The organism is Cellvibrio sp. GW822-FHT04B05 (genome assembly GCF_058800985.1).
Window position 1 is genome coordinate 911,255 of sequence record NZ_JBXAMU010000002.1, and the last position, 16,969, is coordinate 928,223.

A 16,969-nucleotide genomic window follows, 5' to 3' on the forward strand; every position below is an offset into this window, starting at 1 on the left:
GGCCGCAAACCAGGATCAATAATGCAAATAACAGTGGAGAAGATATCTTTGCCCAACAATGATTGTTACAAAAGACTCGAACAAACCGGAGAAGACCTGACATGAACATGGAAAAATCCTTTATTTACATCGTATAAAAATAGATGGAACTGCATAGATTAGTATCCGGTAGAAATCGCCTTTATTTGGGTAAAGAAGAGGGGAAGTACTCAATGCTCCCTGTATCAATAACCAATCCCTGAAGAATACGTGCGGATACGAAATATCTTTCTGAAACCTGGTAGAGAGACATAATCGCATCAGGCTGGGTGGCGCAGAATGACACAAATGATAGCTTTTTGGACAACGTTGTCAACAGGTGCAGCATATACATTAATATATCGCCCACCTAAATCACGCAAAACGGATGTGATCAAAACCGGATCGTGCTTAACTGATACAACTTATCGCGCATGTGTTGCGCACTTTCACTATCGCCCCGCTTTTCATAAACTGTGATTGCAAACTGATAAAAACGCTCTTCATTTTCTTCTTTTTTGATTGCCTTTTTGATCAGCACCAACGCTGAATCAATATCATTTTTTTCCAGGGCTTCCTGAGCGCGCTTAAATATGAAATAGGGATTTGCATTGCGATGCATACGCACCCGTTTTTGATACTCACTGTATTTTTGCGTATTGCCCATCTCCTTATACAACCCGGCCATATTGTGCATGATGGTGTAATCGCGCGGGTTGATGTTGAGACCGTGCAGGTAAATAGCTTCAGCTTCTGCAAACAAACCCTGACGGCGATAAAAACTGCCGAAATTGCTCCAGATATAGCTTGGCTTGTCGCTCATCGACAAAGCCTTGCGCAAATATAAAAAAGCATCGCGCGCGTTGCCCTCTGCCGATAATTCCATACCGCGATTGGAATAGTATTGGGCGGCGATTAAATCCTTGCCAATCACATGTTGTTTGTAGTGCGGACGAAAACGCCGCATCTCCAAATCCACAACTATATCGCTCACATCAGCCGTACCCACTACCCGCGCAAACGTGCGTTGTGGGCGCGGCATAAATACTTTGGCATTAACATGCCGCATAAATAAATAGGTATCCCCGGCACGCATATCCCATGTGGGAGGCAAAATTACTTCATTCACTTCCGCCGTCAGGCCAACATGGCGAGCCATAGCGACAAATAACAAGGTGTAGCTCAGGCAATTCGCCTGGCGCGTCTCAAACGCTTCGATACCGGTGATAGTGTTGTAAGCGCTGTAGACAATACCGCGGCCACCATATTGAGTTGAGGTCATCAATGCTTTATGCAGCGCCTCTGCTTTGGCATCACTACGGTTCATCTTCGCGGTTACTGTCTCCGCAAAAACCTGCATTTCTTTGGTCAAGCCAAATAATTCCACATCCGGCAGCTCGCTCGCCTGATAGGGTCGCCCCAAAATCAATTTCCCCGACAAAGCCGTCGCCAGAGGGTCTTTATCTGCCAAAAAAGGGACTTTCTGCACCACGGAGGTACAGGCTGCAAGTGTAAAACCGAGTAATACAACCAAAAAACGGAGTGATTTCATTGTTATTAGGCTCTAATCCGGTCGATCAGTAGCTTTCAGTATAGGAGTTAATTGGCCGCCACGCGCGCCGCGAATACCATACGTAATTCGTGCTAAACCCGTGAGGGAAAAGAGAATTTATATTCTCAGGTAATGCCTTCACTACCCAATGCACGCAAGGCTCCAGCTCGCCTACGATTACAGTCTTTTATCCTTTGCGCAAAAAAAGTGCGCGCATGACCGGATAAGGCATCTGCCGGCGCACAAACCACCCACAAAACCCAGCACCAAAAATACGCAGCCACTTTTATTGCGATCCAACACTGTGCAAAAACAAGCAAAAAATAAAAGAATCATCGCAAACACTGCAAATTCCCTGCGCCGTTAAAGTGCACCACTGACCTTGGCACAGTGTTTGAATAAGACCTGGTGTACCGACTCACCAGATCACACAAATTTTTCAATTTTCTGAATTATTTTTTTAAATTTTATTTTCAGAGAAAAAATAAAAATCGAATTTATTACCGATGTTTGCATCCGCAGCCTGGAGCCACAAATGAAAGTAACCGCTATTACAATGAAAAAGATTTCACGATTGTTAATGCCCTTGGCAAAAAAGATATTTGTCCTTGCTACCACCTTTTCTTTGATTACTGTTGCGCAGGCAGCCACTGGCCCTGCGGAAAAAACCGATTTGAAATTTGGTTTTATCAAACTTACCGATATGGCAGACCTTGCAGTAGCTTACGAAAATGGTTACTTCGATGATGAGGGTTTAACTGTAGAACTCGAAGCGCAAGCCAACTGGAAAGTCGTACTTGACCGCGTTATTTCCGGCGAGCTGGATGGTTCACATATGCTGATGGCACAGCCCGTTGCCGCCAACATCGGTTACGGTACCCAAGCGGAATTGGTAATTCCTTTTACTATGGCGCAAAACACCTACGCCATTACTGTTTCCAATGAGATCTGGAAAAAAATGAAAAAGAATGTGCCGGTGGGCGCCGATGGAAAATTGGTTCATCCCATCAGTGCCAGCACATTAAAACCTGTTGTCACTGAGTTGAAGGATGCGGGTAAATCAATGCAAATGGGCGTGGTATTTCCGGTCTCAACCCACAATATGGGTTTGCGCTACTGGTTAGCTGCCGGCGGAATTAATCCTGGTGTATATGCACCGCATAAAGGTGATACCACCGGCCAACTTGACGCCGACGTTTTACTGTCAGTCACACCACCGCCACAAATGCCGGCAACTATGGAGGCAGGTACTATCCAGGGTTACTCAGTAGGTGAACCCTGGAACCAACAAGCCGTGTTTCGCGGCATTGGTGTGCCGGTGATCGCCGTGCATAACAAAATGGGTGATAAAGTATTTGCAGTAAAAAGAGAATTTATCCAGAAATATCCCAACACCAGCGTGCGCGTTGTTAAAGCCATGATTCGCGCAGCGAAATGGTTGGACGAAAAAGAAAATTCCAACCGCAGTGCAGCAGCCAAAATGATTTCTGCAGCGCATTACGTCGGCGCGGATTATAAAGTTATCGCCAACTCCATGACCGGTGTATTTGAATACGAGCGCAAAGATGTACGTCCAACGCCTGACTTCAACGTGTTCTTCCGCTACAACGCCTCATACCCATATACATCCGATGCGATCTGGTACCTGACCCAAATGCGCCGCTGGGGCCAAATCCCCGAAGCAAAACCCGATAGCTGGTATATGGAAATGGGCAAAAAAGCAGTAGCACCGGAGATTTATCAACAAGCTGCTGCTGACTTGATTGCAGAGGGAAAAATGAGCGCGAGTGATTTCCCCGATTTTAAAACCTTCCAGGGCATTCGTGCAGTGAATGAAACCGAATGGATTGACGGCGTGCAATTTGATGCAACCAAACCTAACGAATATCTCACCAAATTCAAAATCGGTTTGAAAGGCGACGAAAAAATTTAATCGATTCACCGTGTATCCAACAAATGAAAACATACGCTCCCCACGTATTTCCGGATAAGGGTTTGTGGATAAAAGTGTACGGATAAGCGAGCAAGCAGAGGAAACGATCATGAGCAGCACATTAGCCACCCTGAAATTCGAACAGTTAAAAGCGATCAAATGGCGCGATGTTGCGCTCACCGTGTTGATGCCATCTGTCGGCCTACTCACGTTTATTTTGTTGTGGCATATCACCGCCCCCAACATCAATACCTCACTGGGTGATTTCCCCCAACCCAAACAAGTATATGAACAGTGGGGCAACCTGGTCGACGAGTACAAAACCGAACTAGAGCGCGAAGCAACATTTTATGAACGCCAGGAAAAACGCAATGCCGAACTTCTGGCAAATGATCCGCAAGCCAAGATTGATGAGCGCACCTTCAATGGCCGCCCTACTTTTTTTGATAAAATTAAAACCAGTTTGGTGACGGTACTCTCCGGTTTTTTTGTTGCGTCGATTATCGCCATTCCACTCGGTATTTTAATTGGCCTTAGCCAACCGCTTTACAGCGCCTTCAATCCGTTGATCCAATTATTTAAACCGGTATCGCCGCTCGCCTGGTTACCGCTGGTGACAATTGTAGTGAGCGCTGTTTATGTTTCCGACTCACCCATGTTTTCCAAGTCATACATTATTTCACTGCTCACTGTGAGCCTGTGTTCACTCTGGCCCACCATGATCAACACCGCTGTCGGCGTTGCGGGCGTGAGCAAAGACCTGATCAACGTCAGCCGCGTGTTGCGCCTCGGCTGGTTTACCCATGTTATTAAAATTGTATTGCCGTCGGCGATTCCGATGATGTTTACCGGTTTGCGTATTTCACTCGGCATCGCCTGGATGGTGTTGATCGCCGCCGAAATGCTGTCACAAAACCCGGGCTTGGGAAAATTTGTGTGGGATGAATTCCAGAATGGCTCATCCGATTCGCTAAGCCGTATTTGCCTCGCCATTTTAGTGATCGGCCTGATTGGTTTCTTACTCGACCGAATTATTTTATTGCTACAAACCTATGTGAATTGGGACAAGAGCGCAGTAGTGCGCTAATCGGCTGTTAATTGCACGTTGATTAAATAGTGGATTGCATCCCTAATTATTTTATTGTCCGCCAGCAGCATAGAAAGTACAAAAATACAGAGGAAAAAAACATGAGCCAGATTCATCTTGAATTGACTAAAGTCGGCATCGAATTTCCAACTCCCAAAGGTCCGTTTTGCGCACTGCAAAATGTAAATTTAAAAATCAAAAAAGGCGAATTTGTTTCGCTGATCGGACACTCCGGCTGCGGAAAATCCACTGTGCTCAACATAGTCGCCGGTCTGTACAAAGCTACCGCTGGCGGCGTGGTATTAAATGGCCGCGAAGTCAATGAACCCGGCCCTGAGCGCGCGGTTGTTTTCCAAAATCACTCCCTGCTACCCTGGCTCACCGCCTATGAAAATGTGGAACTGGGGGTTAAGCGCGTATTCAAAGGCAGAAAAACCAAAGCCGAGATGCGCGAGTGGATTGAACACAATCTGGAATTGGTACACATGACCCACGCAATGCATAAACGCCCGGATGAACTCTCCGGAGGGATGAAGCAGCGCGTCGGTATCGCCCGCGCCCTGGCGATGGAGCCGCAAGTGTTGTTGATGGACGAACCCTTTGGCGCGCTGGACGCACTAACCCGTGCGCACCTGCAAGATTCGCTGATGGAAATCCAGAGTGAACTGGGTAACACCGTGATTATGATTACCCACGATGTGGATGAAGCGGTGCTGCTCTCTGACCGTATCGTAATGATGACCAATGGTCCCGCCGCCACAGTAGGCGAAATCCTCGCTGTCACCCTGGAGCGCCCGCGCAATCGCCTTGAACTGGCCGACAACGCCGAATACAACCACTATCGTTCGGCGGTGTTGCGCTTCCTTTATGAGAAGCAAAAAAAAGTTGAATCCATTGACGCCAAACGTGCGGAAAAACAACTCGATAAAGACGCACCTGCAAAGGCCAAAAGCGTCGCCTGATGTTGCTGCCTGCCGGTGCCATCCATGTGTGATGGCACCAGCAGGATCTGCAAATCTGACCTCTGTTGCCCCGGCTCGCCGGGGCTTTTTTATGCACAAAAAGAAGCGCTTTTCGCTTGGTGAAAACTAAAATAGAGAAAAAAGAGCATTAAACAATCTGTTTGACTGTTTTTTGTATGGCACATTTTTCATCATTGGTATATATTATGCAGCATATTTAAGTGACACCCATCCGTGACGGATCACGCACTTTTGGAAACAAGGCGCGAACTCCATGCAGCAGGCACTCAACAAACCCATTTTCCTTCATCCAGTCAAGCTGGACCAAACTCCGACCGAGGGCACTACCCTTAAGGTGGACATGATCACCGTTGGCGAGCTGGCACAAATCACTGCCCAGCCGCACTTTAATGAACTGAATGAAGAGACTGGGACAGAACCAATTCAAATACAGCAAGCCCCGTCAACTTACGCCGATTTAATTATCGACTATCTCAAACAATTGAAGATTGACACCGTATTTGGTGTACCGGGCGGCGCGATAGAGCCCCTGCTAAACTCCCTCGCCCGCAGCGAACGCCAGGGCGGACCCCGTTTGGTTGTTGCCCGCCATGAGTGCGGTGCCGCCTTTATGGCCGATGGCTACGCGCGTGAAACCGGCAAGATGGGCGTGGTATGCGCGACTACCGGCCCAGGTGCGACCAATTTGATTACCGGCGTAGCATCAGCACTCGCCGATGAGTTACCCATGCTGGTGATAACCGCCCAAACCCCGCTGCCTAAATTCGGTAAGCGTGCCCTGCAGGAATCCAGTTGTACCGCTATCGATACCGTGGGCATGTTCCGCTATGTCACCCAGTTCAATACGCTCGTATCACACCATGAACAACTTGAAAGCAAGCTGGTGTCCGCGATCATGGCGGCACACCGCAAGCCTAACGGGCCGGTACACATCAGTGTACCGGCCGACGTATTGCGCGCACCAGCAACTATCAACGCTCATATCCACAGCGACCTGCTGGTGCATGATTTTGCCATGGCCGATGATTCCTCCATCGCCCGCCTATGCGAGAAGCTGGGCAAGGTCGACAATATTGTGATGTACATCGGCAACGGTGTAGGTAAAGCCAGCAAGCAGATAATGGAGTTTATCGAGCTCACCGGCGCCGCATTTGTCACCGGGCCAATGGGTAAAACCTGGGTCGATGAACATCACCCGCAATATCGCGGGGTATTCGGTTTTGCCGGGCATGAAAGCGCAAGAAACCTGTTGCAAAGCAAAGAGGTCAATCTGATCCTTGCGGTAGGTACCGAGCTGGGCGAATTGGGCACCAGCGGCTGGAAAAATGATCTGCTTAACACCAAGCTCGTGCATATCGATTCTTCAATCGAACACTTCACCCGCTCGCCTATGGCAAACCTGCATGTGTTCGGCAATATTGATGTCATTTTTGATCGACTGGTAAAAAGCGTGCGCGAAGTGCGCAAATGGGGTCGCACTTGGGAGACACTGCCCGGTGCCGCCGCCAAAAATGCCAACGGCGGTTTTTTCACCCTCGCTGATGCCGACAAATGTTATTCCAATGCCAGTCCGGTAAAACCCCAGCGGCTGATGTGCCATCTGTCGCAACAACTGCCCGACGATACCCGTATTTTTGTCGATGCGGGCAATGGCTGGTCCTGGGCAACGCATTACCTGACCCGCGCCAACAACGAAGGGCTTTATCGCATCGCCATGGGTTACGGTTCTATGGCCTGGTCGATTGGTGCCGCGATTGGCTCTGCTATCGCCAACCGCAACGCACCTACGCTTTGCATTGTCGGCGACGGCTCTTATTTAATGAGCGCGCAGGAAATTACTGTCGCCGCCCAACAAAAATTGCCGGTAGTGTTTTTAGTATTGAACGATGCCGCGATGGGCATGGTGATGCACGGCCAAATGCTCGGCCAGCAAGAGTCCATCGGCTGGGAACTCAATGAAGTTAACTACGCAATGATGGCGCAGTCCATGGGAATCGACGGCATCATTATCGATTCACCTACACAATTGGATGAGCTGGATTACAACGCACTATTCAGCAAAAACGGCCCGACCCTGCTCGATGTACGCATCGACCGCAATGAAATCCCGCCCATGGGTGATCGTATTAAAGGTTTGGCGGTCAACGGCGCATCCGCAACACCGGGAGGCTGATAGCAAAGCGGTTGATTATGTGGGACCGGAGGTTAATTTAAGGATGGTCTAAGCGAAAAATACCCTTGGGCGAAAAGCACCTTGCAGTTTATGCTAGGCTAAAGGGATATTAATTCGGAGACCTATGAGTGTTAATTGATAACACCAATCCCAATCAACCTGATTCGCCTATTAACCTCCTTGTTGTTAATAACGACCCCTCTGCCTTAGCTGCTATTAATGCCAGCCTGCTCGCGGCCGGCTTGCATAACCTGACCAGTGTTGATTCTGCACAAAAAGCCTTGCGCGTTCTGCGCCAGCAAACCATTGATGTATTAATTGTCGATGTCGACACCGCTGACCTCGACGGATGGCGGCTCTCGCGCCTGGTTAGAAGCGGCATTCTCAAATGCCGCGCAGATTTGCCGATTATTATTATCGCAAGTACCTGGTGCGAACGCATTGCTGAAGTTACCGCGCGCGAATATGGCATCAACCAATTACTGCCAATGGAACATCTGGAGCAATTACCCAACGCGGTAAGGCACCTCGCCCATAGCCAGACCAGCACCACTAAACCGCGCTTGTTGATTGTCGAAGATGAGCCAGACACCGCCGATTTAATCAAACGCGTCCTCGCGCCATCTTTCAATATCGACGTTGCCGATGAAGGCGACGCAGGTTTGCGAGCCTGGGTGCAAGGCCGCCATGATCTGGTGTTACTGGATGTAATGCTGCCGAAGTTATCCGGGCGCGATATTTTAATTGAAATCCAAAGTATCGATCCAAACCAGCCGGTTGTGATTATGACCGCACATACCACCACAGATCAGGCAGAAGAATTAATGTTGTTGGGTGCAGTGGATTTTTTACCCAAGCCATTTCGCGCCGAACAATTGCGCAAAGTCTGTGACATCGCCATTCATCGCGACGACTTTTTAGTCAGCAATAAACAATTTGCCGCGCAAGTAAAAACCTTGCAAGAGCGCGAGCTTGCCTATCGCCAACTCTATGAGAGCCATCACCAGCTGCTCGATGATTTGCAATCGGTAGTGATGGAGCTGGATTCAAATTTCACCATTTGTTATCTGAATCGCGCGTGGGAAACCATGATGGGCTTTCCGATTAGCGACTGCATTGGCCAATCGCTGGAAACCTTTCTTGCCCAGGAAGACATTGCGCAATTCGCGTTGTTTAAAAACAAAATCCGCAAAGCATTGCAGCAGAATAAACCCTGTCCGGAAATTGAAATTTGTTTGAGCAACAGTCACCATCAAAAATTATGGGCACAATTAAAAATCAGCCGCTCCAGTAATGCCAGGCAACAAAGCAATCTCACCATCTGTCTGGACAATATTACCGAGCGGCGTGAATCACAAGAGCAGCTCAAATATCTGGCAATGCACGATTCGCTGACAGGTTTATATAATCGCCACTTCTTTGAAACCACGCTTGCGCAATTGACTGCCGACTCGGTGCGCAATGGTCGCCAGCATGCGCTGGTTTATCTGGATCTCGATCACTTCAAAGTGATCAACGATACCTTCGGCCACCAGAAAGGTGATGAGGTACTGCGCGAGATGTCGCACCTGCTCAGCAAACGTATTCGCGGTGCTGATATTCTTTGTCGCTTGGGCGGCGATGAGTTCGCTATTTTGCTGCGCGATATCCAAAGCGTGGAAGCCCATGAATTTGCCCGCAGCATCCAACAAATTATTGGCGAATTCAGTTTTCAATTGCAGGAACAGCGCATCAACCTCGGCAGCAGCATCGGCCTCACACTGATTGATGGCAGCACCAACAATGCAGAAGAACATTTAATGCGCGCCGATATTGCGCTCTATGTTGCCAAAGGTCGTGGGCGCAACCTGATCCATCTGTACGATCCGCTCGACAGCGAAAGCGATGAGTTGCGCCATTCCATTAACATGTCGCAAAAAGTACGCAAAGCCATTACCGACGATCGCATGGTGCTCTACTTCCAACCGATCTTCGATATTAAAAACAACAAAATTTCTTACTACGAAGCGTTGGTACGCATGATTGAAACCGATGGCCGGATTACCGGACCGGACAATTTCATTCCCGCGCTGGAATCTGCCGGTGAGATGCATTTGCTGGATCGCTGGATTATTAAATTGGCGATAAAAACGCTCAATGAACATCCAGAATTATCTCATATTGCGATTAATCTTTCTGCACAGGCATTCAAAGACGATAACCTGGTCCCCACCATTCTTGAAAACCTGAAAGAAACTGGCGTGAATCCAAAGCGAATCACTTTTGAACTTACCGAAAGCGCCAGCTTATTTAATTTGCAAATCACCCAGCGGGTTATTGCCGAATTACATAAATTAGGTTGTAGTTTTTCGGTGGATGATTTCGGCTCAGGTTTCAGCAGCTTCGCCTATTTAAAAGATTTGCCAGCAGACTACATCAAACTGGATGGCTCGTTTATCCAAAACCTGCACCGCGATGCTATTGACCAGACACTCGTGCGTTCAATGATTCAGGTAATACAAGCATTGGGTAAAAAAGCCGTTGCAGAATATGTTGAAAACGAAGCTATTCTCGATATTTTAAAATCAATGGGAATCGATTTTGTGCAGGGCTATCATATTGGCCATCCATTGCCAGTTGCAAAAATATTGGAAGCACAAACCGAGACCAACATTATTAGCAATACCCTATCGCATCACTAACATTTTAATTCAGCGTTTTTTTATGCTTGCAGTTGGATGTTAATCCGCACTTGGCACAGGACGTTTTGCGGCGCCCTGATAATCAATATCATCGCATCGCAAGGGTAAGAAAGTATCGGGTGGGCGTTTATACGTATCGAGATAACAGGCAGTTACGCCGCTCGCCACCAAGGTAGAAAACAAATGGTAAGTCTCCTGCGGCAAAAAGTCATAATCAGATAATACTGCCGATACATAACCATTCACATTCATTCCTTCATCGTATTTCTCCAACAATACCTTTTCAATTGCATATGCCAATGATAGATGCGGGCCAACAGGCATCTGTAATTTTGCCGCGACTTTCTCCATTACCTCAAGGCGCTCATCACCCTTTGCTATTGGCCGGATATAACCAACAATATAAGGCTTGCCTCCGCGCGCTGCTGCAGCTGAGCTTACAATCTCATCAGCAGAAACACCTTGCTTATGCTGCGCAAGTGCATTCTGGATAAAACTCACACCCTCAATTAACGGTAACACGCCGTAAGAGCGAGAATCAGTAGCGAGAATGCCCATCGCAGTTCCTGCAATAACCGATGCGCGGGCAGTACCTGCCAGCGCGCCGATTTGATTGCACCAGATACGCGGATCAGGCCAACTTAAACAACCGTAGACCGCTTCAATCCAATCGGCGAGCGGGCGACTAATTAATCGGCCGGTTGCGTTAAGTACCAGAATTTGAAAGTAGGACTTTTCTCCTACCAATTCTTCCAACATCGAGTATCCGTGGCTAAAAACACCTTTACCGGGAAACCAACCACCCGTATTGCTGATAATTTTTCCGCGGCGTTGTTCAAGATAATCAATCACACTAGTATCGCTATGTGTTGATAAATGTGTTGTGGCCTTATCGTTCGATGACATAATTTTCGTCGCTGACAAAAGGCATGGCGGTGATGGGTTTGTTGGCTAATTCAATTCCATGGGCAACCAAGCCGGGCGCACCCAGTAATTGAAATAAACTGCCTCCGGCGCGTGGCTGGAAACCGAGGTCAGCAAATACTGCAGCGGCAATCCCGCTAGTCATCCAACCAATACCTTGGGTTTCCAGATTCGTAGCGAGCTGGCACCCCCATTGCAGCGCTTTGCCGGATGCTTCCAACGCACATAATTGCGTCGCAATATTTTTTGCAAGTAAATCAACGCCGCCCTGATGCCGACCAAAACCCGGGGCAATAAACAATTGCTCATCTGCGCTCGTGGTCGACTCATATTGCTGCAACAGATTCGATGCAACTTGTTGTGCATCCAATTTTTGTTGTTTGCGTAAAAAACGCATGCTCTCTTCGACAATACCGCCACCGGCATGCTCGCCTCCCAACACTGCAGCAGCGATAGGAAGAATATGCACCGGGTCTGTTTTGCCCACACCCACATTCATCGCGGCACGAGTCGCGGGATGGCGTGGCCCCGGGTTTATCAACGCGATCATCAATGCCTGCAGTAATTGAGCTTCCGCTTTACCGGGCAGTTCACCGCGAAACAATAAATAAAATACATCGACAAATGAGCGCTTTTCCATCAACTCAAATAAATCATAACCGTGGCACAGTGCGTGGCTGGCAATGAAGGGATTATCGTCACTTGGCAATTCATGCCAGATACGTGTTGCCACGCGTTGCACGAAAGGCTCGTTACGGCTGCGCACTTGATCGTGTTTATGTTCAGACATGCGTAATTCCAAATAAAAAAAGGACTGCGAAGCTACGCTGCTCAATTGAAGTTGTAACGCAACTCCAACCAAAGGCTACGCGATTCTAACAAATAGTCTTCCGCGATTTCACCGCTGCTGGGCTCGCGCGCATCTTCATTGGTCAGATTGCGCAGCACCAGAGACGCATCGAGATCGGGCACTATATTTTTACGCCTAAGGGTAAGGTTTACCAAGGTGTAATTGTCGATGGCGGGGCGCTGGACGGCAGGTGCAACTGCCAATGCGCGTTGACGATCGCCGACCCAATTAAGTTGGCTGTGCACCAACCAGTTAGAGCTGAACTCCCAATTCAAATCGATTTTAAATTGTTGTCCCGGCGCATCCGGAATAGCTCTGCCAGTCTCAGCATCCTTTGCATCTTGCCGTGCGTAACTACCCGCAATATGCAATCGCGGTGACGGCTTCCAATTCATTTCCAATTCAAAACCACTGCCGTCCTGGTCCCGTGCATTTGCTGCTGTTTTAGTCGTAGCATATTCATCCTGCACAAATTCGATCATATCTCTGGCGCTATAATCGAACAGCGTAAAATTAGCCACCAGATCGTTATTCACACTGTACGCAAAGCTGATTTCAGCAGTATCTATTTTTTCGGGATCAAGATCAGGATTACCTAATACAACCGGATTGTTTTTGCCAAACTGCTCAGTAAATGATGGGGCGCGAAATGCGCTGCCATACAGTAACTTGGTTGTGAGTCGATTATTAGCAACCCAGACCAATGCCATTCGCGGATTAGTTGTTGTACCAAAATCGGAATAGTCGTCGTGACGAACACCTGCGGTAAATTGCAGCTCGTTCGCAATTTGCCACTCATCTTGCAGGGAGATATAGCGAATCGAGCGCGAGCTATCGACGAGAAATACATTGTCTGTATTGCTCACGTCGGTGAGGGTCCCACCCACTACTGTCTCACTGCCGTTAAGTATTCCCGGGCCAAAGTTTTTTTGCTCACTCGGTTTAATCGATTGATAACGCGTACCCACTGCAAATCGCAGGCGATGCGCATCCCAACCGGTATAGAGAGAGACAAGATCCAATTGGATATCTTCGGCAACACCGCTAGGTTTACCGATGTAACCATCGGTAAAAGTTGCCATTCCGATTGGATTTTGAAAATCGATATTACCATCGCGACCGATAAGCAACTTACTGCCCGCAGGAAACAAGGTGAAACCGGATTTCTGGTCGTAATGTAAATAGCTCACGCGAGCGCTGTTATCCCACCCATTAGAGCTACCAGAGTTCAATCGATAGGTTACATCCCCCATCCACAAGTTACTGTCATCGCGGCCTGTTGGATCCAATACCTGTGCACCACCTGCCCCTACACCGGCATCGGTCGAGTGCCAATTCCATAAATTGAATTGCAACTGCTCGCTGGTTAATGCCAAGTGTGTGTCGAGCACACTGTATCTTGTCGATAAGGAACCAGGGGCATTTGAGGCATCGGTTCCCAACAGATAGTCCAGTGAAGATTGCAAATCTGCATTGACCCTGCGCTTGTCATCGCCATCACTTTCTTGGTAAGCCATGCTGAAGGCAACGCCAAAATCATTCCACTTGCCTGCAGTTTGTATCCAGAGATCGCGCGAATTAAATGAGCCAACGCCGCCGCCCATTTGAGTACCGTTAATGGCAGCCGCATCTTTAGTAATGACATTGATAACGCCGGCGTAGGCATCGGCACCGTAAATGGCAGAACCGGGACCCCGGATTACTTCAACGCGTTCAATGCTGGTGACCGATAGACGAAAAAGTGTGGGCCGCCCGCCTTGCACGTTGTATTGCACAGGTACGCCATTGAGCATTAACAATACCTGGGGATTAAATCCGGTGTGAATACCGCGAATGGAATAAATAGAATCAAGCCGGCTTAGTGAGGAGAGCGTGACGTGGAGGCCGGGAACTGTTTCCAACACCTCATTTAAATTGCGCGCGCCCATCGCCTGGATTTCGCTCGCTGATATTACCGTTGCAGCGGCAGGGGCGCGATCCAACGGAGTGCTGTTACCGGTCGCAATGGAAATTTCAACTTGCCCTAATTCGGCCAGTGAAAGATTGTAGAAATCGACAGAGGCATATTGGGTATCGGCCTCAGCCCGCAGACCGGGAGCCAGGGATGCTAAAGCGAGAGTCAGCGAGATTGTTTGTATTCTTATTACACGCATAATGACAACCTATTTAAAAGGGCCGATGTCATTCCGCTGACAATATCACTCAAATTACGGGTGAGCCTGGCTCACCGCAAACCATTCGTCCTAACCAATAGCTGATCGTCTAAAAAAAATCGCTTAAGCACTTTTCGCGCTAAGAGAAGGATAAAGATAGTTTACCTGCGCATGAAAGCAAAGAGCTTAAAGCAAGTTTAAGGGATGTTTATGAATTTTTATGGGGGGCAAGCCGTTGAATGGCGAGTTTGAGGGTTTCGCGGCGAACAGGTTTGGTTAAATATTCTTCAGCGGGCTGGCGATTAAAACGTTTACGTTCTTCAATCATGGAAATAATAATGACCGGAATATCACACACATCCGGGTCGGCTTTGATGCGCTCGAACAAAATCCAACCATGTTGATCAGGCAAAAACAAATCCAGCGTGATGACATGGGGTTTAATCGATTGGATTAATCGCCAACCACTCTCTGCGTCACCGGCGGTATGAACTTGATAACCTTCTGCGCGAATGGTACGCGCCATGATATCCAGAAACGCCGGATCATCATCAATCATGACCACCTGTTCACCGGCGGGCGGCGCAAGTGCAGGCAGTGGTTCAATGACAGGCTCATCAATGTCGGTTTTAACTGCATCCATGGATATAGGACTAATCGGCAACGGTAATTCGACAATAAACCTGGAGCCGACACCCAACTCGCTTTCAACACGAATAGTGCCACCCATTAGTTCACAGAGTTGACGGGTGATGGATAAGCCCAAGCCACTGCCCTGGAATTTGCGCGTAGTGCCTGAATCGGCCTGTTTGAATGGATCAAAAATATTAACCTGTTGTTCTGTAGAGATGCCTATGCCGGTATCGACAATGCTGATATAAATTTGTTGTGGCTGATGATAGGCTTTGATGCGCACCTGGCCGTTAGGGGCAAACTTAATCGCATTACCTAACAGGTTAATCAGGATATGCAGCAGCTTCTCCGGATCGGCAATCGGCAGTGTCTCGCCGTCATCCACATCAACCAGCAAGCGTATTGAATTTTTTTCAAGCAGAGGCGCAACTGTACCCAAGGCTTCATCGACCAAACTCGACAATTTAACTTCGGTTAGATCCAGATCCATGCGCCCTGATTCAATTTTCGCCAGATCAAGCACACCGTTAATCAATTTTAATAATCGCTCACTGTTTAGGATTACGCGATTTAAATCTTTAAGGTGGTACTCGTCATCCGCCAACTTCAACTCTTCGATAACCACTTCGGTGTAGCCGATAATCGCTTGCAAAGGCGTACGCAACTCGTGGCTCATCAACGACAGGAATTCACTTTTTGCTTTGCTTGCATCTTCCGCTTTGCGCTTGGCAATAGCGAGGCGATCGCGCGCTATTTGCAGATCCTGGCTGTGGGCGGCAAGGCGTTGGTTATCGCGGCGTTTGATGGTATAGGCAATCAATACTGTGATAATTAACAGCGCTCCTAATAATACCGATCCCCACAAATAGCGCAGCGCTACTTTTTGTGAATCGACCAACTCATCCAAATCAACAATGGCATTTTTCTGTTTGAGGATAGTTTCTTCTTGCGATTTGATCGTGGTGTTAAGGTATGTCAGGCGTTTTTCACGCGAGGTGATTTCTTGCAAAATTGTACGCAAATGCGCTTGTTGCTCATCCAATTCTTTAGTACGCAACTCCACTTCACGCAGTAAAGCTTCGCGCTCTTTTTTACTGGTTTCAATTTGATCCTGCTGACTTTGCAAAAGTACTTTTTGCTCGGCAATCAATGCATCACTTTTTTTAATATTTTGATTTAACTCCGCCATTTGCTCCTGCAAACGCGTATTCATTGCCTCCTGGTTCTGGATGGCAGCGCTTAATTCACTCAATGTTTTTTCGCGGCTACGCAATTGTTTTTGCAAGGCAACCAGCGATGCCTGGCCTTCGCGGTAGAGTTTGGCAACATCGATTTCCGTACCGCCATTTAAAATCAATTCCGGTAACGGTATTAATCCATGGTTGATGATATTGGATTTATTCACTTCGAACTTAAGGCGATCATTGTCCGTAGTAATCAGGTTGATCATCACCAATTGTTTATTACTGTAGGCATCGGTCACCAGCAATATCGGTTTGCCTTCCAAAGCATCGTAAATCCCGGCAATGTTGTTAGCGCTGGTCTGCTCGACGTAGACCATGTGGTAGCTACCCAAAGCTTCAATCCGATTCACCTGCGTGACGGTAATGGGCAAATTGCGCAACTTCATCCTGTCGCGTAAAACACCCAGCTCGTTCATCAAGGCGGGGTTAGTCGATCCGTAGACGGCTATATTAAATGAGGTCATTGCCGCCTGGTTAGGCCACTCGATATTTTTCGCAAAATTGTATAGATAGGATGCAGTAATTTTTTGCTTATTAAGGCCTTGAGCCCAAACGGAGGGAATCGAACAAACCAGCAACAAAACCAAGCCCATCAATCGCGTTAAAAATAACCCGCGTACACTGGCCTGCCACAGTGAATGACGGCAGCATCGGGCAATAGCAGTGGATAACGCAGCATTTGCTAACATGATTGGTCTTATAAGTTCTTCACTACCGAAGCATAGCCGGTTAATTCTG

At 48.0% G+C, this 16,969-nt stretch carries 10 protein-coding genes; 5 read left to right on the top strand and 5 right to left on the bottom strand.

What is annotated here, in order from left to right; genetic code table 11:
• Positions 1–412 precede the first annotated feature (412 nt).
• Positions 413–1,570, bottom strand: a complete 1,158-nt coding sequence (locus AC1RJL_RS09480; RefSeq protein ID WP_492913251.1) for a transglutaminase domain-containing protein — start codon at positions 1,568–1,570, stop codon at positions 413–415.
• Between the two features lie 580 nt (positions 1,571–2,150).
• On the opposite strand from AC1RJL_RS09480, the gene AC1RJL_RS09485 reads away from it, so the two are divergent.
• The 5 genes from AC1RJL_RS09485 to AC1RJL_RS09505 all read left to right on the top strand — a co-directional run bounded on the left by AC1RJL_RS09485 (position 2,151) and on the right by AC1RJL_RS09505 (position 10,427).
• A complete protein-coding gene (locus AC1RJL_RS09485) occupies positions 2,151–3,503 on the top strand; it encodes a CmpA/NrtA family ABC transporter substrate-binding protein (RefSeq protein WP_492913462.1) in 1,353 nt (450 codons plus the stop codon).
• Between the two features lie 109 nt (positions 3,504–3,612).
• Positions 3,613–4,590 carry an ABC transporter permease gene (locus AC1RJL_RS09490; RefSeq protein WP_492913253.1) on the top strand — a complete coding sequence of 326 codons (978 nt, stop codon included), beginning with the start codon at positions 3,613–3,615 and terminating at the stop codon, positions 4,588–4,590.
• 101 nt (positions 4,591–4,691) lie between these two features.
• Positions 4,692–5,552, top strand: coding sequence for an ABC transporter ATP-binding protein (locus tag AC1RJL_RS09495; RefSeq protein WP_492913255.1), 861 nt, complete (start codon positions 4,692–4,694; stop codon positions 5,550–5,552).
• Positions 5,553–5,826: 274 nt separating this feature from the next.
• Positions 5,827–7,746, top strand: coding sequence for a thiamine pyrophosphate-binding protein (locus AC1RJL_RS09500; protein WP_492913257.1), 1,920 nt, complete (start codon positions 5,827–5,829; stop codon positions 7,744–7,746).
• 128 nt (positions 7,747–7,874) lie between these two features.
• On the top strand, positions 7,875–10,427 hold the full coding sequence (locus tag AC1RJL_RS09505) for a two-component system response regulator (protein WP_492913259.1): 2,553 nt from the start codon (positions 7,875–7,877) through the stop codon (positions 10,425–10,427).
• Between the two features lie 39 nt (positions 10,428–10,466).
• Here the strand turns inward: AC1RJL_RS09505 and AC1RJL_RS09510 are convergent, their stop codons facing one another.
• From AC1RJL_RS09510 to AC1RJL_RS09525, 4 genes are all read right to left on the bottom strand, one after another.
• A complete protein-coding gene (locus AC1RJL_RS09510) occupies positions 10,467–11,333 on the bottom strand; it encodes a citrate synthase family protein (RefSeq protein WP_492913261.1) in 867 nt (288 codons plus the stop codon).
• Positions 11,317–12,141, bottom strand: a complete 825-nt coding sequence (locus AC1RJL_RS09515; RefSeq protein ID WP_492913263.1) for a citrate synthase family protein — start codon at positions 12,139–12,141, stop codon at positions 11,317–11,319. The genes AC1RJL_RS09510 and AC1RJL_RS09515 overlap by 17 nt, the downstream gene beginning before the upstream one ends.
• A gap of 41 nt (positions 12,142–12,182) precedes the next feature.
• A complete protein-coding gene (locus tag AC1RJL_RS09520) occupies positions 12,183–14,354 on the bottom strand; it encodes a TonB-dependent receptor plug domain-containing protein (RefSeq protein WP_492913265.1) in 2,172 nt (723 codons plus the stop codon).
• Between the two features lie 208 nt (positions 14,355–14,562).
• Positions 14,563–16,920 carry a YfiR/HmsC family protein gene (locus AC1RJL_RS09525; RefSeq protein ID WP_492913267.1) on the bottom strand — a complete coding sequence of 786 codons (2,358 nt, stop codon included), beginning with the start codon at positions 16,918–16,920 and terminating at the stop codon, positions 14,563–14,565.
• Between the last annotated feature and the right edge of the window lie 49 nt (positions 16,921–16,969).

What these genes read in the sequence shown, in the direction of transcription:
- AC1RJL_RS09495 (WP_492913255.1), top strand. Translation starts at nt 4,692, where the DNA reads ATGAGCCAGATTCATCTTGAATTGACTAAAGTCGGCATCGAATTTCCA.
- AC1RJL_RS09500 (WP_492913257.1), top strand. Translation starts at nt 5,827, where the DNA reads ATGCAGCAGGCACTCAACAAACCCATTTTCCTTCATCCAGTCAAGCTG.
- AC1RJL_RS09525 (WP_492913267.1), bottom strand. Translation starts at nt 16,920, where the DNA reads ATGTTAGCAAATGCTGCGTTATCCACTGCTATTGCCCGATGCTGCCGT.
- AC1RJL_RS09480 (WP_492913251.1), bottom strand. Translation starts at nt 1,570, where the DNA reads ATGAAATCACTCCGTTTTTTGGTTGTATTACTCGGTTTTACACTTGCA.
- AC1RJL_RS09515 (WP_492913263.1), bottom strand. Translation starts at nt 12,141, where the DNA reads ATGTCTGAACATAAACACGATCAAGTGCGCAGCCGTAACGAGCCTTTC.
- AC1RJL_RS09485 (WP_492913462.1), top strand. Translation starts at nt 2,151, where the DNA reads ATGCCCTTGGCAAAAAAGATATTTGTCCTTGCTACCACCTTTTCTTTG.
- AC1RJL_RS09520 (WP_492913265.1), bottom strand. Translation starts at nt 14,354, where the DNA reads ATGCGTGTAATAAGAATACAAACAATCTCGCTGACTCTCGCTTTAGCA.
- AC1RJL_RS09490 (WP_492913253.1), top strand. Translation starts at nt 3,613, where the DNA reads ATGAGCAGCACATTAGCCACCCTGAAATTCGAACAGTTAAAAGCGATC.
- AC1RJL_RS09510 (WP_492913261.1), bottom strand. Translation starts at nt 11,333, where the DNA reads ATGTCATCGAACGATAAGGCCACAACACATTTATCAACACATAGCGAT.